This window comes from Streptomyces avidinii (genome assembly GCF_045161815.1).
GTDB classification, from domain to species: domain Bacteria; phylum Actinomycetota; class Actinomycetes; order Streptomycetales; family Streptomycetaceae; genus Streptomyces; species Streptomyces avidinii.
Genome location: NZ_CP108863.1, coordinates 2,499,386 through 2,517,893, shown reverse-complemented (window position 1 = coordinate 2,517,893; position 18,508 = coordinate 2,499,386). Strand labels below are relative to the sequence as shown.

The window sequence follows — 18,508 nt, the reverse complement described above, 5'->3', positions numbered from 1 at the left end:
GGCCGGGGTGTGCGGCCGGGCGGGGCTAGTGCTCGCCCAGGGCGAGGCGGACCAGGTCGTCGGCGCTCATGGTGTCGAGCGCGCTCCCGCCGTCCGCCGGGTCAGTGCCGTCGGCGCCGTCCCCTACGTCCGTACGGTCCCTGCCGTCCATGCGGTCCGTGCCTTCCTCGGGGACGTCCTGCGCCGGGAGGTCGGGCGCCAGCGAGGCCCGCAGCCGGTCCGCCAGGGCGCCCGGCGTCGGGTGGTCGAAGACGAGCGTGGGCGGCAGCTTGACGCCGGTCGCCGCCGTCAGGCGGTTGCGCAGCTCGACCGCGGTGAGGGAGTCGAAGCCCAGGTCCTGGAACCTGCGGTCGGCCGGCACCCGGCCCTGGCCCGAGTGGCCCAGTACGGCCGCCACTTCGGCCCGTACGGTCTCGAGCAGCAGGTGGTGGTGCTCCCGCCGGGGCGCCCGGGCCAGCCGGTCGCGCAGGGCGGCCGCCGTGTTCGCGGCCTTCGGCGCGGTGTCCTCGCGGCGGCGGGCCGGAGCCAGCCCCCGCAGTACGACCGCCACCGCGTCCGGATCCACCGTCCGCAGGTCCAGGTGCGCGGCCGTCAGGACGGCGGCGCCGGAGGCGACGGCCGCGTCGAACAGGTCCAGGCCCTCCTCGGCCGACAGCGCCCCGATCCCGGAGCGGGCCAGCCTGTTCAGGTCCGCCGCGCCGAGGTCGCCGCTCAGGGCGCTTTCCTGCGCCCACAGGCCCCAGGCCAGCGACAGGGCCGGCAGCCCTTCGGCGCGGCGCCGCTGCGCCAGGGCGTCCAGGAAGGCGTTGGCCGCCGCGTAGTTGCCCTGACCGGCCGAGCCCAGGGTGCCCGCCAGGGAGGAGAACAGCACGAAGGCCGACAGGTCCAGGTCCCGGGTCAGTTCGTGCAGGTGGAGGGCGGCGTCGGCCTTGGGCCGCAGCACCGCTGCCATCCGCTGTGCGGTGAGCCCCGCCAGGACCGAGTCGTCGGTCACGCCCGCCGCGTGGACCACCGCGGTCAGCGGCCGGTCCGCCGGTACGGCGGCCAGCAGGGCGGCCAGCGCCGCCCGGTCGCCGGTGTCGCAGGCGGCCACGGTCACCTCGGCGCCCAGCGAGGTCAGTTCGGCCGCGAGCTCCCGCGCGCCCGGGGTCGCCGCACCGCGGCGGCCGGTCAGCAGCAGCTGCCGTACCCCGTGGTGCTTCACCAGGTGCCGGGCCAGCAGTCGGCCCAGGGTGCCCAGACCGCCGGTGAGCAGGACGTGGCTGTCCGCGCCGAAGACCGCGGCGGCGGGTGCGGCGGCGGGTGCGGCGCCGCCCGCGGGCCGGTGCCCGCGCAGGGCCGGCGTCGACGCCCGGCCGGCCCGCACCGCGAGCTGCGGCTCCGCCGAGGCCAGCGCCCGGGCGAGGGCGCGTAGGGATTCGGGCCGCCCGTCGGTGTCGACCAGGGCGAACCGGCCGGGCTGCTCCGACTGGGCGGAGCGGATCAGACCCCAGACCGCCGCCAGGGCGGGATCCGGGCGCTCGGTGTCCAGGGCCGCCACCGCGCCCTCGGTGAGGACGGCGAGCCGGGAGTCGGCGAACCGCTCGTCGGCCAGCCACTGCTGGGCCAGCTCCAGGACCGGGAGCACCCCGGACCCGTCGGAGGTGGCGGCCAGCACCACGGAGGGCACCGGAGCTCCGGCGCCGACCGCGGCCCGCAGTGCGTCGAGGCCCGCGTGGCTCCGTACGGTCACACCGGCGGCGCGTACGGCATCCGCGACGGCGGAGTCCGCGTCGCCCAGGACGGCCCACGGACCGGCCGGTACGGGAGCGGACCGGCGCACCGGCGACCAGTGCAGGTCGAACAGGGCGGCCCCGTGCACCGGACCGGCGGCAGCCGCCGTCTCCGCCGCATCGGCCCGGAGCTCGCGCACCGCCAGCGCCTCGGCCTCGAACACCGGGCTGCCCGTAGCGTCCGTGATCCGCAGGGAGTAGCTGTCACCGCCCGGGGCCCGCCGCAGCCGGACCCGTAGCTCCGTGGCACCGGCCGCGCCCGGGGTAAGGCCGCTCCACGCGAAGGGCACCAGCAGCCGGTCCCCGGCCCCGGCCCCGACGAGGGCGGTGTGCAGGGCGGCGTCCAGGGCGGCGGGATGCAGGCCGAAGCCCTCGCCCTGCGGGCCGCCGGCGCTCTCGGGGAGCACCACGTCCGCGTAGAGGTCGGAGCCGCGGCTCCATACGGTCCGCAGGCCCTGGAAAGCGGGCCCGTACGTGTATCCGCGCCCGGCGAGCCGCGTGTAGAGGTCGCCGACCGGGATCTCGGTGGCTCCGCGCGGCGGCCAGACGTCCGCGCCGTCCGGGTCGGCCGCATCGACGGCCCGTACGGCGGGAACCTCGTCGGCCAGCAGACCGGAGGCGTGCCGCACCCACGCGGCGCCCGGCGCTCCCTCGGGCCGCGCGTGCAGGGCGACCGTCCGCGTCCCGTCCTCGCCGGGGCCCACCATGAGCTGGACCGCGACGCGCTCGTCGAGCGGGAGCGGCTGCTCGAGGGTGAGTTCGGCGACCTGCGCCGCGCCGGTCCGCCGCGCGGCGTACAGGGCGAGCTCGGCGACGGCCGCCCCGGGCAGCAGCGGCCGGCCCTGGATGGCGTGCTCCGCCAGCCATGGATGGACCTCGGCGTCGAGCGTGCCGGTGAACAACCAGCCCTGCCCGGCGGCGAGTTCGACCGCCCGGTCCAGCAGTGGATGGCCGCCGGCCGGCCTCGGCGCCACCGGGGCCGCGGGGGCGCTCAGCCAGTAGCTGTCGCGCTGGAAGGGGTACGTGGGCAGGGCGACGGCCCGCCCGCCGGGCAACAGCCCGTCCCACCGGATGTCCGTCCCGCGTACGTAGGCGTGGGCGAGGGCCGCACCGAGGGTGTGGCCCTCGGGGTGCCCCGTCCGCAGCAGCGGGATCGCGGTGTACGGCGCCTCCGGCCCCGCGGAGCCCAGGATCGTACGGACCATGGCGGTGAGGGTGGGGTCGGGGCCGATTTCGATGTAGGTGGTGGTGTTGTGGTGGTGGTGGAGGTGGTGGATGGCGTCGTTGAAGCGGACGGTGTGGCGGAGGTGTTGGACCCAGTAGTCGGGGTCGGTGAGTTGTTGGGTGGTGGCGGTGGTGCCGGTGAGGTTGGAGATGATGGGGATGGTGGGGGTGTGGTAGGTGAGGGTGGCGGCGGTGGTGCGGAATTGGTGGAGTATGCCGTCCATGTGGGGTGAGTGGAAGGCGTGGCTGACGTTGAGTTGTTTGGTGCGTCGGCCGTTGCTGCGCCAGGTGGTGGCGAGTTGGTGGGCTGCGTGGTGGTCGCCGGTGATGACGGTGGAGTTGGGTCCGTTGATGGCGGCGATGTCGAGGTGGCCGTGGTGGGTGGGGAGGGTGTGGCGTATTTCGGTTTCGGTGGCTTCGATGGAGATCATGGCGCCGCCGGTGGGGGCGGTTTGCATGAGTCGGCCGCGTGTGGCGACGAGGGTGCAGGCGTCGTCGAGGGTGAGGACTCCGGCGACGTGTGCGGCGGTGAGTTCGCCGAGGGAGTGCCCGACGAGGAAGTCGGGCCTGAGGCCGTAGTGCTCCAGCAGCCGGAACAGCGCGACCTCGACGGCGAACAGCGCCGGCTGGGTGTACTGCGTCCTGTCGAGGAGCGCGGCCTGCTCGCTCCCCTCCTCGGCGAGGATCAACTCCTTGAGTGACCGGCCCAGGTGTACGTCCATCCGGGCGCACACGGTGTCGAGCGCCTCGGCGTAGACGGGGTGCGTCGCGTACAGCTCGGCTCCCATGCCGGGGCGCTGACTGCCCTGCCCGGTGAACAGGAACGCGACCCCGGACGCCCCGTTCGCCCGCCCCGGGTCACCGCTGACGAGCTGCGGCGCGGACTCACCGCGCGCCAGTGCGTCCAGGCCCGCCACCAGAGCGGCCGGATCCTCGGCGAGCACGACGGCACGGTCCGCAAGGGCCGCCCGCGTCGTGGCCAGCGAGTGGCCGATGTCCAGGTGCTCCGGGCCGAAGCCGCCCTCCGTCCCCGCCTCGGCGGCGAGCTGCCGCAGCTGTCCGGCCCGGGCGCGCAGCCCGTCCGTACCGCGACCGGAGACCACCCACGGCACGAGGCCGCCGGTCACCGGCCCGCGGGGCTGTGCGGGTTCGGCGGTGGGGGCCTGTTCCAGTACGACGTGGGCGTTGGTGCCGCTGATGCCGAAGGAGGACACGGCGGAACGGCGCGGCCGGTCCGTCTCGGGCCAGGGAGTGGCCTCGGTGAGCAGGGACACGGCGCCGCTCGACCAGTCGACGTGCGAGGTCGGCCGGTCCACGTGCAGGGTGCGGGGGAGGGTGCCGTGGCGCATGGCCATGACCATTTTGATGACGCCGCCGACGCCGGCTGCGGCTTGGGAGTGGCCGATGTTGGATTTGAGGGAGCCGAGGTGGAGGGGGTGGTCGGGGGTGCGGTTCTGGCCGTAGGTGGCGAGGATGGCTTGGGCCTCGATGGGGTCGCCGAGTGTGGTGCCGGTGCCGTGTGCTTCTACGGCGTCGACGTCGGTGGCGGTGAGTCCGGAGGCGGCGAGGGCTTCGCGGATGACCCGTTCCTGGGAGGGTCCGTTGGGGGCGGTGAGTCCGTTGCTGGCTCCGTCCTGGTTGACGGCGGAGCCGCGGATCACGGCGAGGACCTCGTGCCCGTTGCGGCGGGCGTCGGAGAGCCGCTCCAGCAGCAGCATCCCGACACCCTCGCTCCACGTCGTACCGTCTGCGGAGGCGGAGAACGACTTCACCCGTCCGTCGGGTGCGAGCCCGCGCTGCCGGCTGAACTCGACGAAGGGCCGCGGCGTGGCCATGACGGTGGCACCACCGGCGACCGCGAGCGTGCATTCGCCCTGGCGCAGGGCCTGGGCGGCCAGGTGCAGTGCGACGAGCGAGGAGGAGCAGGCCGTGTCGACCGTGATCGCCGGACCCTCCAGGCCGAAGGTGTACGACAGCCGGCCGGAGGCGACGCTGCCGGCGCTGCCGGTGCTCAGGTAGCCCTCGTACTCGACCGGGACGGCGGACAGCCGGGAGGCGTAGTCGTCGTACATGGTGCCGACGAACACACCCGTGCGGCTGCCACGGAGGGTGGCCGGGTCGATCCCCGCCTGCTCGAAGCTCTCCCAGGTGGTCTCCAGCAGCAGGCGCTGCTGCGGGTCGATCGCGAAGGCCTCGCGGGGCGAGACGCCGAAGAACTCGGCGTCGAAGCGGTCGGCGTCGTACAGGAAGCCACCGTGCCGGGTGTAGCTCTTGCCGGCGCGGGTGGGGTCGGGATCGTAGAGGTTGTCGACGTCCCAGTCGCGGTTGGTGGGGAAGGGGCCGATGGCGTCGACGCCGCCCGCCACGAGCTGCCACAGGTCCTCGGGGGAGCGGGTGTCGCCGGGGTAGCGGCAGGCCATGCCGACGATGACGATCGGATCGTCGTCCCGGCCGACGCCGGTGGTGCTGGTCGCGGCCGCGGACTCCGACGAGCGGTGGGCGGCCGCCTCACCGGCGATCCCGGCGAGCTCGGCGAGCACGAAGTCGGTGAGCGCACCGGGCGTGGGGTGGTCGAAGACGGCGGTCGCGGGAACCGCGATGCCGGTTTCCGACGCCAGCCGGCGGCGCAGCTCCATACCGGTGAGGGAGTCCATGCCCAGCTGGATGAACGGCCCGCTGTCGATGACGGCGGCGGGTCCGGCCAGCCCGAGCACGGCGGCGACGGTGGCCCGTACGAGCTCACTCGCGGCGCGGCGGCGATCGGCGGGGGGAAGGGCGGCGGTGCGCTCGGCCCACGAGGACCCGGTGGCCGCCGCGGCGCGGCGACGCGGGGCGCGCACCAGCGTGCGCAGCAGGGCCGGGGCGGCCTGCTCCGGGGAACGCAGCGCCTTGAGGTCCAACTCGATCGGCACCAGCTCCGGTTCGCCCGAGGCGAGCGCGGCGTCGAACAGCTCCATCCCGCGCTCGGGGGTCAGCGGAAGGATGCCCTTGGCCGCCCAGCGCTTGATGTCGGCCTCCGAGAACTGGGCGGCCATGCTGCCCGTACTCGTGTCCCAGAGTCCCCAGGCGAGGCTGGTGGCGGGGAGGTTGTGGTGGTGGCGGTGGTGGGCGAGGGCGTCGAGGTAGGTGTTGGCGGCGGCGTAGTTGGCCTGGCCGGGGTTTCCGATGAGTCCGGCGATGGAGGAGAAGAGGACGAAGGCCGACAGGTCCAGGTCCCGGGTGAGTTCGTGGAGGTGGTGGGCGGCGTCGGTCTTGGGGCGTAGGACGTGGGTGACGTGGTGGGGGGTGAGGTTGTCGAGGGTGGCGTCGTCGAGGGTGCCCGCGGCGTGGATGACGGCGGTGAGCGGGTGGGCGGCGGGGACGGCGTCGATGACGTCGGCGAGTTCCTCGCGGTCGGAGGTGTCGCAGGCGGTGATGGTGATGTGGGCGCCGGCTGCGGTGAGTTCGGTGGCGAGTTGTTGTGCGCCGGGGGCTCCCGGTCCGGTGCGGCTGGTGAGGAGGAGGTGTTTGGCGCCGTGGTGGGTGACGAGGTGGCGGGCGAGGATGTGGCCGAGTCCGCCGGTGCCGCCGGTGATGAGGACGGTGCCTTCGGGGTCGAAGGGTGTGGCCGCACCGCTTGCGGCGGGCGTGGTTTCCAGGCGGGGGCTGTGGAGTCGGCCTTGTCGCAGGGCGAGTTGGGTGTCGGGGGAGTCGGCGGCGGTCTGCGCTGCGGTGGTGAGGTGTTCGGTGGTGTCGATGTCGAGGAGGGTGATGCGGCCGGGGTACTCGTTCTGGGCGGTTCGTACGAGGCCGGTGAGGGCGGCGGCGGGGAGGTCGAGGATGTCCTCGTCGGCGGCGAGGGCGGTGGCGCCGCGGGTGAGGACCACGATGCGGGTGGAGTCGAGTGCGGTGTCGGCCAGGAGTTGCTGGAGCGTGGCCAGGGTGTTCTGGACGGCCGCGTGCACCTCGGTGATGTCCTCGGACAGGCCGATGAAGGACGGGAGCCGGGTGCCCGAGGCGATCGCGGCCCGTAGGGCGGCCACGTCGGCGTACGTGCCCCCGGATACGGCCGCGGCCAGCCCGTGCGGGTCGGAGCCCAGCACCGCCCAGGGGCCCGTGGCGGCATCCGTGGTCGCCGGGAACGGCTTCCACGCCATGCGGTACAGCCCATCCTGCTTTCCGCCGCGGCCCTGGAGGTCACCGGCCGGGCGCAGGGCGATCTCGTCCACCGTCAGCACGGGTCGGCCGTCGGCGTCCGTGGCCGTCAGTGACGCGGCGCTCGTGCCGTTCGGCGCCAGGCGCACGCGCAGCGCGGTCGCACCCGCGGCGTGCAGGGTGACCCCGGTGAACGAGAACGGGACGTTCACCTCGTCGGAGTCCTCGATCAGCAGACCGTGGAGAGCGGCGTCCAGCGCGGCCGGGTGCAGGGCGAAGGCGTCGCTGTCGATGCCCTCCGGCAACGCGATCTCCGCGTACAGATCCGTACCGCGTCTCCACGCCCGCCGCAGGCCCTGGAAGGTGGGGCCGTACGCGTATCCGCGCTCGGCGAGCCGGGAGTAGAGGTCACCGACCGCCAGCTCCTTCGCCCCCTCCGGCGGCCAGACGGCAGCACCCGGCGCGGGGACCGGGGCCGGGACCGGACCGGCCTCGGCGAGGACACCGGAGGCGTTCCGGGTCCATTCCTCGTCCGCCCCGCCCTCGGCGCGGGAGTGGACGGTGACGGAGCGGGTGCCCGACTCCTCGGCGCCGAGGGACACCTGGAGGTGGATCCGGCCGTCCTCGGGAACGAGCAGCGGTGCCTCCAGGACCAGCTCCCGGAGCCGGTCGTAGCCGAAGCGCTCGCCCGCCGCGACGGCCATCTCGACGAAGGCCGTGCCCGGCAGCAGCACGGTCCCGGAGACCGCGTGCTCGGTGATCCACGGGTGGGTGTTGCGCGAGACGCGCCCCGTGAACAGCAGCCCCTCCCCGCCCGCGAGGCTGGTCACCGCGCCGAGCAGCGGGTGCTCGGCCGGCGTCAGGCCCAGACTCGCCACGTCCTCCGCCGTGGCCGGGCTGTTCAGCCAGAATCGCGTGCCCTGGAAGGCGTACGTCGGCAGCACGACCCGCCGCCCGCCGGGGAAGAGACGCTCGGTGTCCAGTGCCGCACCCCGGACGGCCGCGTGGGCCAGAGCGACCGCCAGCGTCTGTGCCTCGGGCCGGCCCTTGCGCAGGACGCCGACGGCCGTCACCGCGCCCCGGGCGATGTCCTCCCCGAGGATGTTGGTGGTCATGGCGGTGAGGGTGGGGTCGGGGCCGATTTCGATGTAGGTGGTGGTGTTGTGGTGGTGGTGGAGGTGGTGGATGGCGTCGTTGAAGCGGACGGTGTGGCGGAGGTGTTGGACCCAGTAGTCGGGGTCGGTGAGTTGTTGGGTGGTGGCGGTGGTGCCGGTGAGGTTGGAGATGATGGGGATGGTGGGGGTGTGGTAGGTGAGGGTGGCGGCGGTGGTGCGGAATTGGTGGAGTATGCCGTCCATGTGGGGTGAGTGGAAGGCGTGGCTGACGTTGAGTTGTTTGGTGCGTCGGCCGTTGCTGCGCCAGGTGGTGGCGAGTTGGTGGGCTGCGTGGTGGTCGCCGGTGATGACGGTGGAGTTGGGTCCGTTGATGGCGGCGATGTCGAGGTGGCCGTGGTGGGTGGGGAGGGTGTGGCGTATTTCGGTTTCGGTGGCTTCGATGGAGATCATGGCGCCGCCGGTGGGGGCGGTTTGCATGAGTCGGCCGCGTGTGGCGACGAGGGTGCAGGCGTCGTCGAGGGTGAGGACTCCGGCGACGTGTGCGGCGGTGAGTTCGCCGAGGGAGTGCCCGACGAGGAAGTCGGGCCTGAGGCCGTGGTGTTCGAGCGTGCGGTAGAGGGCGACCTCCGTGGCGAAGAGTGCCGCCTGGGTCCACATGGTCTGGTGGAGGGGCGAGGCGGGGTCGTCCTCTTCCGCGAGGATGAGGGTCTTCAGGGGGATGGCCTGCTGGAGGTGCCGGTCGAGGTGGGTGCATACCTCGTCGAGGGCGGCGGCGTAGACGGGGTGCGTCGCGTACAGCTCGGCTCCCATGCCGGGGCGCTGACTGCCCTGCCCGGTGAACAGGAAGGCGGTCTTGCCACCGCCCCGGCCCGCCGGCGGGCCCACGATCACATCGGCCGATTCCTCACCCGCGGCCAGCGCGGCGAGCCCCCGCAGGTAGCCGTCCCGGTCCTGCGCGACCACGGCCGCCGAATGGGCCAGCAGCCCCGGCGCCTCGGCCAGCGTCCTGCCGATGTCGGCCGGTGAGAACGACCGCTTTCCTTCCTCCGCCTTCCTCTCCGCCTCCACCTCCGTCTCCGATGCGGACTCGGAGACGAAGGTCAGCAGCCGGTCCGCCTGGGCGCGCAGGGCCGCCTCCGTGTGGCCCGACAGCAGCCACGGGGCGGACGGCAGGGCCACGGGGGTTTGCGCCGCACGCTCGGCGGGTTCGGCGGTGGGGGCCTGTTCCAGTACGACGTGGGCGTTGGTGCCGCTGATGCCGAAGGAGGACACACCGGCCCGGCGCGGCCGGTCGGTCTCCGGCCATGCGGTGGCCTCCGTCAGGAGGGACACCGAGCCCGTGCTCCAGTCGACGTGCGAGGTCGGCCGGTCCACGTGCAGGGTGCGGGGGAGGGTGCCGTGGCGCATGGCCATGACCATTTTGATGACGCCGCCGACGCCGGCTGCGGCTTGGGAGTGGCCGATGTTGGATTTGAGGGAGCCGAGGTGGAGGGGGTGGTCGGGGGTGCGGTTCTGGCCGTAGGTGGCGAGGATGGCCTGGGCCTCGATGGGGTCGCCGAGTGTGGTGCCGGTGCCGTGTGCTTCTACGGCGTCGACGTCGGTGGCGGTGAGTCCGGAGGCGGCGAGGGCTTCGCGGATGACCCGTTCCTGGGAGGGTCCGTTGGGGGCGGTGAGTCCGTTGCTGGCTCCGTCCTGGTTGACGGCGGAGCCGCGGATCACGGCGAGGACCTCGTGCCCGTTGCGGCGGGCGTCGGAGAGCCGCTCCAGCAGCAGCATCCCGACACCCTCGCTCCAGGCGGTGCCGTCCGCCGCGTCCGCGAAGGACTTGCAGCGGCCGTCCGTCGCCAGCCCGCGCTGCCGGCTGAACTCCACGAACAGATCGGGCACGGCCATCACGGTCACGCCACCCGCCAGCGCGAGCGTGCATTCGCCCTGGCGCAGGGCCTGGGCGGCCAGGTGCAGTGCGACGAGCGAGGAGGAGCAGGCCGTGTCGACCGTGATCGCCGGACCCTGCAGGCCCAGCGTGTACGAGACGCGGCCGGAGGCCACGCTGAGCGTGTTGCCGGTCGTACGGTAGGCCTCCACCGCCTCCGGTGCATTGCGCAGGTGGGAGGCGTACTCGCTGTACATGGCGCCGTTGAAGACACCGGTACGGGTACCGCGCAGCGCGGCCGGGGCGATGCCCGCGCTCTCCACCGCCTCCCAACTGGCCTCCAGCAGCAGGCGCTGCTGCGGGTCCATGGCCGCCGCCTCGCGCGGGCTGATCCCGAAGAACTCCGCGTCGAAGCGGTCGGCGTCGTACAGGAAGCCGCCGTGGCGGGCGTACGAGTGGCCCGCCTGGTTGGGATCGTCGTCGAACAGCCGGTCCAGTGCCCAGCCGCGGTTGGTGGGGAAGGGGCCGATGGCGTCGACGCCGCCCGCCACGAGCTGCCACAGGTCCTCGGGGGAGCGGGTGTCGCCGGGGTAGCGGCAGGCCATGCCGACGATGACGATCGGGTCATCCGGGTCGGAGCTGCTGCGCGCCACGATCGGCTGCCCGGGCCGGACCACCTCGGTCTCTCCGGCCAGCTTGGACAGCTCGCCCGCCAGGAATCCGGCGAGGGCGTCCGGGGTGGGGTGATCGAAGACGGCCGTCGCGGGCAGCGTGACACCGGTGACCGCGACGACCCGGCGCCGCAGCTCCAGGCCGGTCAGCGAGTCCATGCCGAGGGTCTTGAACGCCGCGTCGTCGTTGACGGCGTCGGGCCCGGCGAGGCCGAGTACGGCGGCGACGGTGGCCCGTACGAGCTCACCGACGGTACGCCGGCGGTCGGCCGGGGGAAGGGCGGCGGTGCGCTCGGCCCAGGAGGAGTCACCGGCCGCGGTGACGGCCGCGGCCGCGGCGCGACGCCGGGGTGCGCGAACCAGCGTGCGCAGCAGCGCGGGCGCGGACCGGTCGGGGGAGCGCAGGGTCGCCAGGTCCAGGTCGGCCGCGGCGAGCAGCGGCTCGGGCGAGGCGAGGGCCGCGTCGAAGATTTCCATGCCGCGCTCGGCGGAGATCGGCCGGACACCCTTGCGGGCCCACCGCTTGATGTCGCGCTCGCTCAGCCCGCTCGTCATCGCACTGGAGGTGTCCCAGAGTCCCCAGGCGAGGCTGGTGGCGGGGAGGTTGTGGTGGTGGCGGTGGTGGGCGAGGGCGTCGAGGTAGGTGTTGGCGGCGGCGTAGTTGGCCTGGCCGGGGTTTCCGATGAGTCCGGCGATGGAGGAGAAGAGGACGAAGTGGGTGAGGGGGTGGTTCTGCGTGAGTTCGTGGAGGTGGTGGGCCGCGTCGGTCTTGGGGCGGAGGACCCGGGCGACGTGATCGGGGGTGAGGTTGGTCAGGGTGGCGTCGTGGAGGGCGCCGGCGGCGTGGATGACGGCGGTGAGCGGGTGCTCGGCGGGGATGGTGTCCAGCAGCCGAGCCGTCGCCTCGCGGTCGGAGGTGTCGCAGGCGGTGATGGTGATGTGGGCGCCGGCTGCGGTGAGTTCGGTGGCGAGTTGTTGTGCGCCGGGGGCGCCTGGTCCGGTGCGGCTGGTGAGGAGGAGGTGTTTGGCGCCGTGGTGGGTGACGAGGTGGCGGGCGAGGATGTGGCCGAGTCCGCCGGTGCCGCCGGTGATGAGGACGGTGCCTTCGGGGTCGAAGGGTGTGGCCGCACCGCTTGCGGCGGGCGTGGTTTCCAGGCGGGGGCTGTGGAGTCGGCCTTGTCGCAGGGCGAGTTGGGTGTCGGGGGAGTCGGCGGCGGTCTGCGCTGCGGTGGTGAGGTGTTCGGTGGTGTCGATGTCGAGGAGGGTGATGCGGCCGGGGTACTCGTTCTGGGCGGTTCGTACGAGGCCGGTGAGGGCGGCGGCGGGGAGGCTGAGGATGTCCTCGTCGGCGGCGAGGGCGGTGGCGCCGCGGGTGAGGACCACGATGCGGGTGGAGTCGAGTGCGGTGTCGGCCAGGAGTTGCTGGAGCGTGGCCAGGGTGTTCTGGACGGCCGCGTGCACCTCGGTGATGTCCTCGGACAGGCCGATGAATGAGGGCAGTTGCGCGCCGTCACCGAGCGCGGTCCGCAGCTCGGCGACATCGGCGTACGTGTCCCCGGATACGGCCGCGGCCAGCCCGTGCGGGTCGGAGCCCAGCACCGCCCAGAGCCCGGTCGTGCTCTGCGCGCTCCGGGGGAGCGGCTTCCAGCCGATCCGGTGCAGACCGGCCTGCTGCCTGCTTCCGCCGCGAGCCCGGAGGTCGCCGGCCGGCCGCAGCGTGATGGAGTCGATGGTGACGACGGGCCGGCCGTCGGGGTCCATGGCCGTCAGCGAGGCGCTGTTGGCGTCGACCGGGATCACGTGCACCCGCAGCGCGGTCGCACCGGTGGCGTGCAGAGTGACCCCGTTGAACGAGAACGGGATGGTCAGCCCCGTGCCGTCACCGACGAGCATCGCGTGCAGGGCGGCGTCGAGGAGCGCCGGGTGCAGGGCGAACATGGCGGCGTCGGCGTGCTGCTCCTGCCGGAGGGAGACCTCCGCGAAGCGCTCGGCGAACGGCTCCGCGCCCGACTGCCAGACCCGGCCCAGGCCCTGGAAGACGGGCCCGTACTCGTAACCGCGGTCGGCGAGACGGTCGTAGGCGTCGTCGAGGTCGACGGGCCGTGCGCCCTGCGGCGGCCAGACCGTCGTGGTGGCGGGTGCCGACCGGTCACCGGCGGTCAGCAGGCCCGAGGCGTGCAGGGTCCACTCCTCGTCGGCCCCGGACCCGTCCCCGGCGGACCCGTCCCCGGCGGCCCCGCACTCCGGGCGGGAGTGGACGGTTACGGTGCGGGTGCCCGACTCCTCGCCGCCGAGGGTCACCTGGAGGTGGATGCCGCCTTCCTCGGGGACGAGCAGCGGTGCCTCCAGGACCAGCTCCTGGAGCCGGTCGTGACCGAAGCGCTCGCCCGCCGCGACGGCCATGTCGACGAGGGCGGTACCGGGCAGCAGGACCGTGCCGACGACCGCGTGGTCGACGACCCAGGGGTGGGTGCGCCGGGAGACGCGGCCGGTGAACAGCACTCCCTCACCACCGGCGAGGGTGGTCGTCGCGCCGAGCAGCGGGTGCTCGGCCGGGGCGAGGCCCAGGCCGGACGGGTCCTCCGCGGTGACCGGGGTGTCGAGCCAGAAGCGGGTCCGCTGGAAGGCGTACGTCGGCAGCGGGACCGGGCGGGCGCCCGTACCGTCGAACACGGCGGACCAGTCGACGCCGACGCCGTGGCAGTGCGCCTCGCCGAGCGAGAGCAGCAGCCGGTCGGCCTCGTCCTCGTCGCGGCGCAGGGTGCCGAGGGCGGTGCCCCGGGTGCCGGCCTCGTCGAGGGCGGCCTGCACTCCGATGGTGAGTACCGGATGCGGGCTGACCTCGATGAAGGTGTGGTGGCCGGCGGCGAGCAGGGCGCCGACCGCCGACTCGAACTGCACGGTCTCGCGCAGGTTCTGGTACCAGTACCCGGCGCCCATCACCTTCGCGTCGGGCAGCAGCGCTCCGGTCAGTGAGGAGTAGACCGGGACCTCGCCCGAGCGGGCCTCGATACCGTCGAGGATCCGCGCCAACTCGCCTTCGAGCTCCTCGACATGGGCCGAGTGGGAGGCGTAGTCCACGTCGACGAGGCGGGCCCGCGACCCTCCCTCCTTGCACTGGGCGAGGAACTCGCGGAGCGCCTCCGGGTCACCGGACACCACGGTCTGCGCCGGGCCGTTGACCGCGGCGACCGAGATCCGGCCCTGCCAGGCCCCGATCCGCTCCCGTACCCACGCGGCGGGCTCGGCCACGGACATCATGCCGCCCCGGCCCGACAGCACGGTCAGGGCGCGGCTGCGCAGCGCCACCACGCGGGCCGCGTCCTCGACGCTGAGCACGCCGGCCACACAGGCGGCGGCGATCTCGCCCTGCGAGTGGCCGATCACTGCGGCCGGCTCGACGCCCAGCGAGCGCCAGACCTCGGCCAGGGACACCATCACGGACCACAGCACGGGCTGTACGACGTCCACGCGCTCGAAGCCGGGGGCTCCTTCCGCACCGCGTACGACGTCGAGGAGCGACCAGTCCACCAGCGGCTCCAGGGCCGCCGCGCACTCGGCCATCCGGCGGGCGAACACGGGGGAGGACTCCAGCAGTCCGGCCGCCATGCCCACCCACTGCGCGCCCTGGCCGGGGAAGACGAAGACGGGGCGGGCGGCGGGTCGGCTCTGCCCGGTGACCAGGCCGCGGTCGGTGGAGCCGTCGGCCAGGGCCCGCAGGCCCTGCTCCAGCCCCGCGAGGTCGTCGGCGACGACGGCGGCCCGCCGGTCGAAGTGGGCGCGGCCGAGGGCGAGGGAGTGGCCGATGTCCGCGAGCCGGACGCCGGGGTTCTCCCGGAGGTGGTCCAGGAGCCTGCCGGCCTGGGCCCGCAGTGCCTGGTCGCTCTTGGCGGAGAGGACGAAGGGGACGGAGGCGGGGGAGGCGCCGGAGGCCCCGTCCGTCGGCGCGCCGTCCACATCGGATGCCGTCGCCGGCACGGGCGCCGGTACGGGAACGGACGCCTGCTCCAGCACCAGGTGGGCGTTGGTGCCGCTGACGCCGAAGGAGGACACACCGGCCCGGCGCGGCCGGTCGCTCTCCGGCCACGGGGTGGCCTCGGTCAGCAGCGAGACCGCCCCGCTCGACCAGTCCACGTGCGAAGTGGGGGTGTCCACGTGCAGAGTGCGGGGCAGCAGGCGGTTGCGTATCGCCATGACCATCTTGATGACGCCGCCCGCTCCCGCGGCGGCCTGGGTGTGCCCGATGTTGGACTTGAGCGAGCCGAGGTACAGCGGCCGGTCGGCCTCGCGGCCCTGACCGTAGGTGGCCAGCAGGGCCTGCGCCTCGATGGGGTCGCCGAGCCGGGTGCCCGTACCGTGCGCCTCGACGGCGTCCACGTCCGTGGCCGACAGCCCGGAGGCGGCGAGGGCCTCCCGGATGACCCGTTCCTGCGACGGGCCGTTGGGGGCGCTGAGTCCGTTGCTCGCGCCGTCCTGGTTGACGGCCGATCCGCGGATGACGGCGAGCACCTCGTGACCGTTGCGCCGTGCGTCGGAGAGCCGCTCCAGGAGGAGCATGCCGACCCCCTCGCCCCAGCCCGTGCCGTCGGCCGCCTCCGCGAAGGACTTGCAGCGCCCGTCCACGGACAGGCCGCGCTGCCGGCTGAACTCCACGAACATGCCGGGCGTCGCCATCACGGTGACACCGCCGGCGAGGGCCAGCTCGCACTCGCCGGCCCGCAGTGCCTGCGCGGCCGTGTGCAGGGCCACGAGGGAGGCCGAGCACGCGGTGTCGACGGTGACGGCCGGGCCCTCCAGGCCGAGGGTGTAGGAAGCGCGGCCGGAGACCACGCTGGTGTAGGTGCCGGTCAGCAGGTAGCCGCCGACGCCCTCGCCGGCCTCGTGGAGGCGGGGTCCGTAGTCCTGGGCCATCGCACCGACGTACACGCCGGTGCCGCTGCCGCGCAGGGCGGCCGGATCGATCCCTGCCCGCTCCACGGCCTCCCACACGGTTTCGAGCACCATGCGCTGCTGCGGGTCCATGGCGGTGGCCTCGCGCGGGCTGATCCCGAAGAACTCGGCGTCGAACCGGTCGACGTCGTGCAGGAATCCGCCCTGCCGGGTGTACGAGGTGCCCGCGCGGTCGGGGTCGCCGTCGAAGAGGGTCTCCAGTGCCCAGCCGCGGTTGCCGGGGAACTCGGAGACGGCGTCCCGCTCCTCCACGAGCAGCCGCCACAGGTCCTCCGGGGAGGCCACGCCGCCCGGGAAGCGGCAGGCCATGGAGACGATCGCGATGGGCTCGTCGGAGCTCGCGGTCCGGCGGGCGAGGGCCCGGGAGACAGGTTCGTGCGCGGCGACGACGCCCGACAGTTCGGCGAGCCGGGCCACGAGCTTCTCGGGGGTGGGCCGGTCGAACAGCAGGGTGGTCGGCAGCTTCAGGCCGGTCGCGGCGACCAGCCGGTTGCGCAGTTCCACGGCGGTCGCCGAGTCGAGGCCGAGGTCGGTGAAGGAGCGGGTGGGGTCGATGTCGGCGCCCTTGCCGCGGCCGAGGACGAGGGCCACCTCGGAGCGCACCAGGTCCATCAGGAACCCGGTCGTACGCTCGGGGTCGCCGCCGCTTCCGAAGGGGGCCGGGGCGGCCTCGGGCGTGTCACGCCGGAAGGGGTACGTCGGCAGGTCGACGATCGCGGCGTCCGCCGGGAAGACGGGGCTCCAGTCCACCGGGGCGCCGTGCGCGTACGCCTCCGCCACGGAGGACAGGAACCGGTGCGGGCCGTCGGCGCCGCGCCGCAGCGAACCGACCACGACAGCCGTCGAGTCGGTGGTCTCCAGGGTCTGCTCGACGGGCAGGGTCATCACCGGGTGCGGGCTGATCTCCACGAAGAGGTCGTGGTCGGCGAGGCAGCGGATCCCGCTCTCGAACAGCACGGCCTCGCGCAGGCTGCGGAACCAGTAGGAGGCATCCAGCGAGCGGGTGTCCAGCTGTGCGCCCGTGAGGCCGGAGTAGAAGGGGATGCTCCCCTTCCGGGGGCGCAGCGGTGCGAGGACGGTGAGCAGTTCCTCGTGGATCTCGTCCATGTGGGCGCAGTGCGGTGCGTAGTCGATGGCGACCCGCCGGGCCCGTACCCCTTCGGCGGTCAACTCCTCCTGGAGGCGCTCGACGGCGTCCAGGTCGCCGGCCACCGCGATCGACCGCGGGCCGTTGATCCCGGCGACGGACAGCTTCCCGTCCCACGCCGCCAGGCGCGTCCGCACCTCCTCGAGGGGCAGCAGGACCGAGAGCATGGAGCCGCGGCCCGCGAGCCGGGCCTGCGCCTTGCCCCACAGTGCGCCGGCCCGCGCGCCGTCCTCCAGGCTCAGCCCGCCCGCGACGACGGCCGCGGCGAGCTCGCCGATGCTGTGGCCGACCACGGCGGCGGGCTCGATGCCGAAGGAGCGCCAGAGGGCGGCGAGTCCGAGCGCGGTCGCGAACAGGGCGGGCTGGATGACGTCGATGCGGTCCAGCCCGGGCGCGCCGGGCACCTCGCGCAGGACGTCCTCCAGCGACCAGTCGACGTACGGGGCGAGCGCCTCGGCGGTGGCCCGGATGCTGGTGAGAAAGACGTCGGAGGTGTCGAGCAGGTCGGCTGTCATACCGGCCCACTGCGAGCCGTGGCCGGGGAAGACGAAGACGGCCCGGTCGCGGCGGGTGGCCGTGCCGCTGATGCGGGCGCGGCCGCGGCGGCCCACGGCGAGTGCGGTCAGCTCCTCGGTGAACTCCGCCTCGGTGGCGGCCAGCAGGACCGAACGGTGGGTGAAGGCGGTGCGCGACACGGCCAGGGAGCGGCCGATGTCGGCGGGGCGCGGGCGTGCGGCGCCGCTCGCGTGCTCGGCCTGCTGAGCGTGCTCGGCGTGCTCGGCCTGCTCGGGGTTCGACGCGAGGTGCGCGAGGAGTCGCTCCGCCTGCGCGCTTTCGGCCGCAACGGTGTGTCCGGAGAGGACCCAGGGGAGCGTGCCGCCGCGGAAGGCGGCCGGGGTGCCGGATCGTTCCTGCCCGCCCGCGGTGTCCCCGGCCGCCACCCGTACGGCGGTGGGGTCCAGAGCCTCGACCAGTCCGGCCAGTCCGGCCAGTCCGGCCGTACCGTCCTCGGGCTGCTCCGTGGCGGACCCGGCGCCGGGCAGGACACCGCGCACGCGGTCGCCGTCGGCCAGGGCCCGCGCCAGGGTCTTGAGTACGAGAACGGCCCCGCCCCCGGGTGCCTCCCCGGCGCGGGCTCCGGCCCCGCCCGCGAGCGCGATCACGCTCTCCCCGGTGCGCAGGCTCTCGCACGCCAGGCGGACGGCCGTGAGGGCGGCCGCCGGGCCGTCGGTCACGGTCCGGGCCGGACCGCTCAGACCCAGCACGGACCGGATGCCGTCGGCCGGGCCGGCATCCTCCGCGCCGTCCCCTCCGTCCGTGCCGTCGGAGCCGGCCGCTCCGTCCGTGCCGAGGAAGACCCCCGTGTCGCCGCCGCGCAGTGCGGCCGGCACGATGCCTGCCTGCTCCAGCGCCTCCCAGCCCAGTTCCAGCAGGAGTTGTCGGTGCGCGTCCATCGACGCGGCGGCGTCCGGCGCGATGCCGAAGAAGCCCGCGTCGAAGCCCCCGGCACCCTCGGCGCCTTCGGCGTGCGTGTCCGGGAAGCGGCAGGACAGCCCGATGACGGCGACGGGCTCGGCATCGCGGCGGGTGGTCTCGACAGACATGCGGATCCTCACTCCAAG

Annotated in this window: 1 protein-coding gene; it reads right to left on the bottom strand. The window is 74.1% G+C overall.

The features are described 5' to 3' along the window. Positions 1-25: 25 nt before the first annotated feature. Positions 26-18,490, bottom strand: a complete 18,465-nt coding sequence (locus OG373_RS10995) for an SDR family NAD(P)-dependent oxidoreductase (protein ID WP_405437826.1) — start codon at positions 18,488-18,490, stop codon at positions 26-28. Positions 18,491-18,508 lie beyond the last annotated feature (18 nt).

Coding starts and splice junctions, on each gene's coding strand:
- OG373_RS10995 (WP_405437826.1), bottom strand. CDS start 18,490: ATGTCTGTCGAGACCACCCGCCGCGATGCCGAGCCCGTCGCCGTCATC.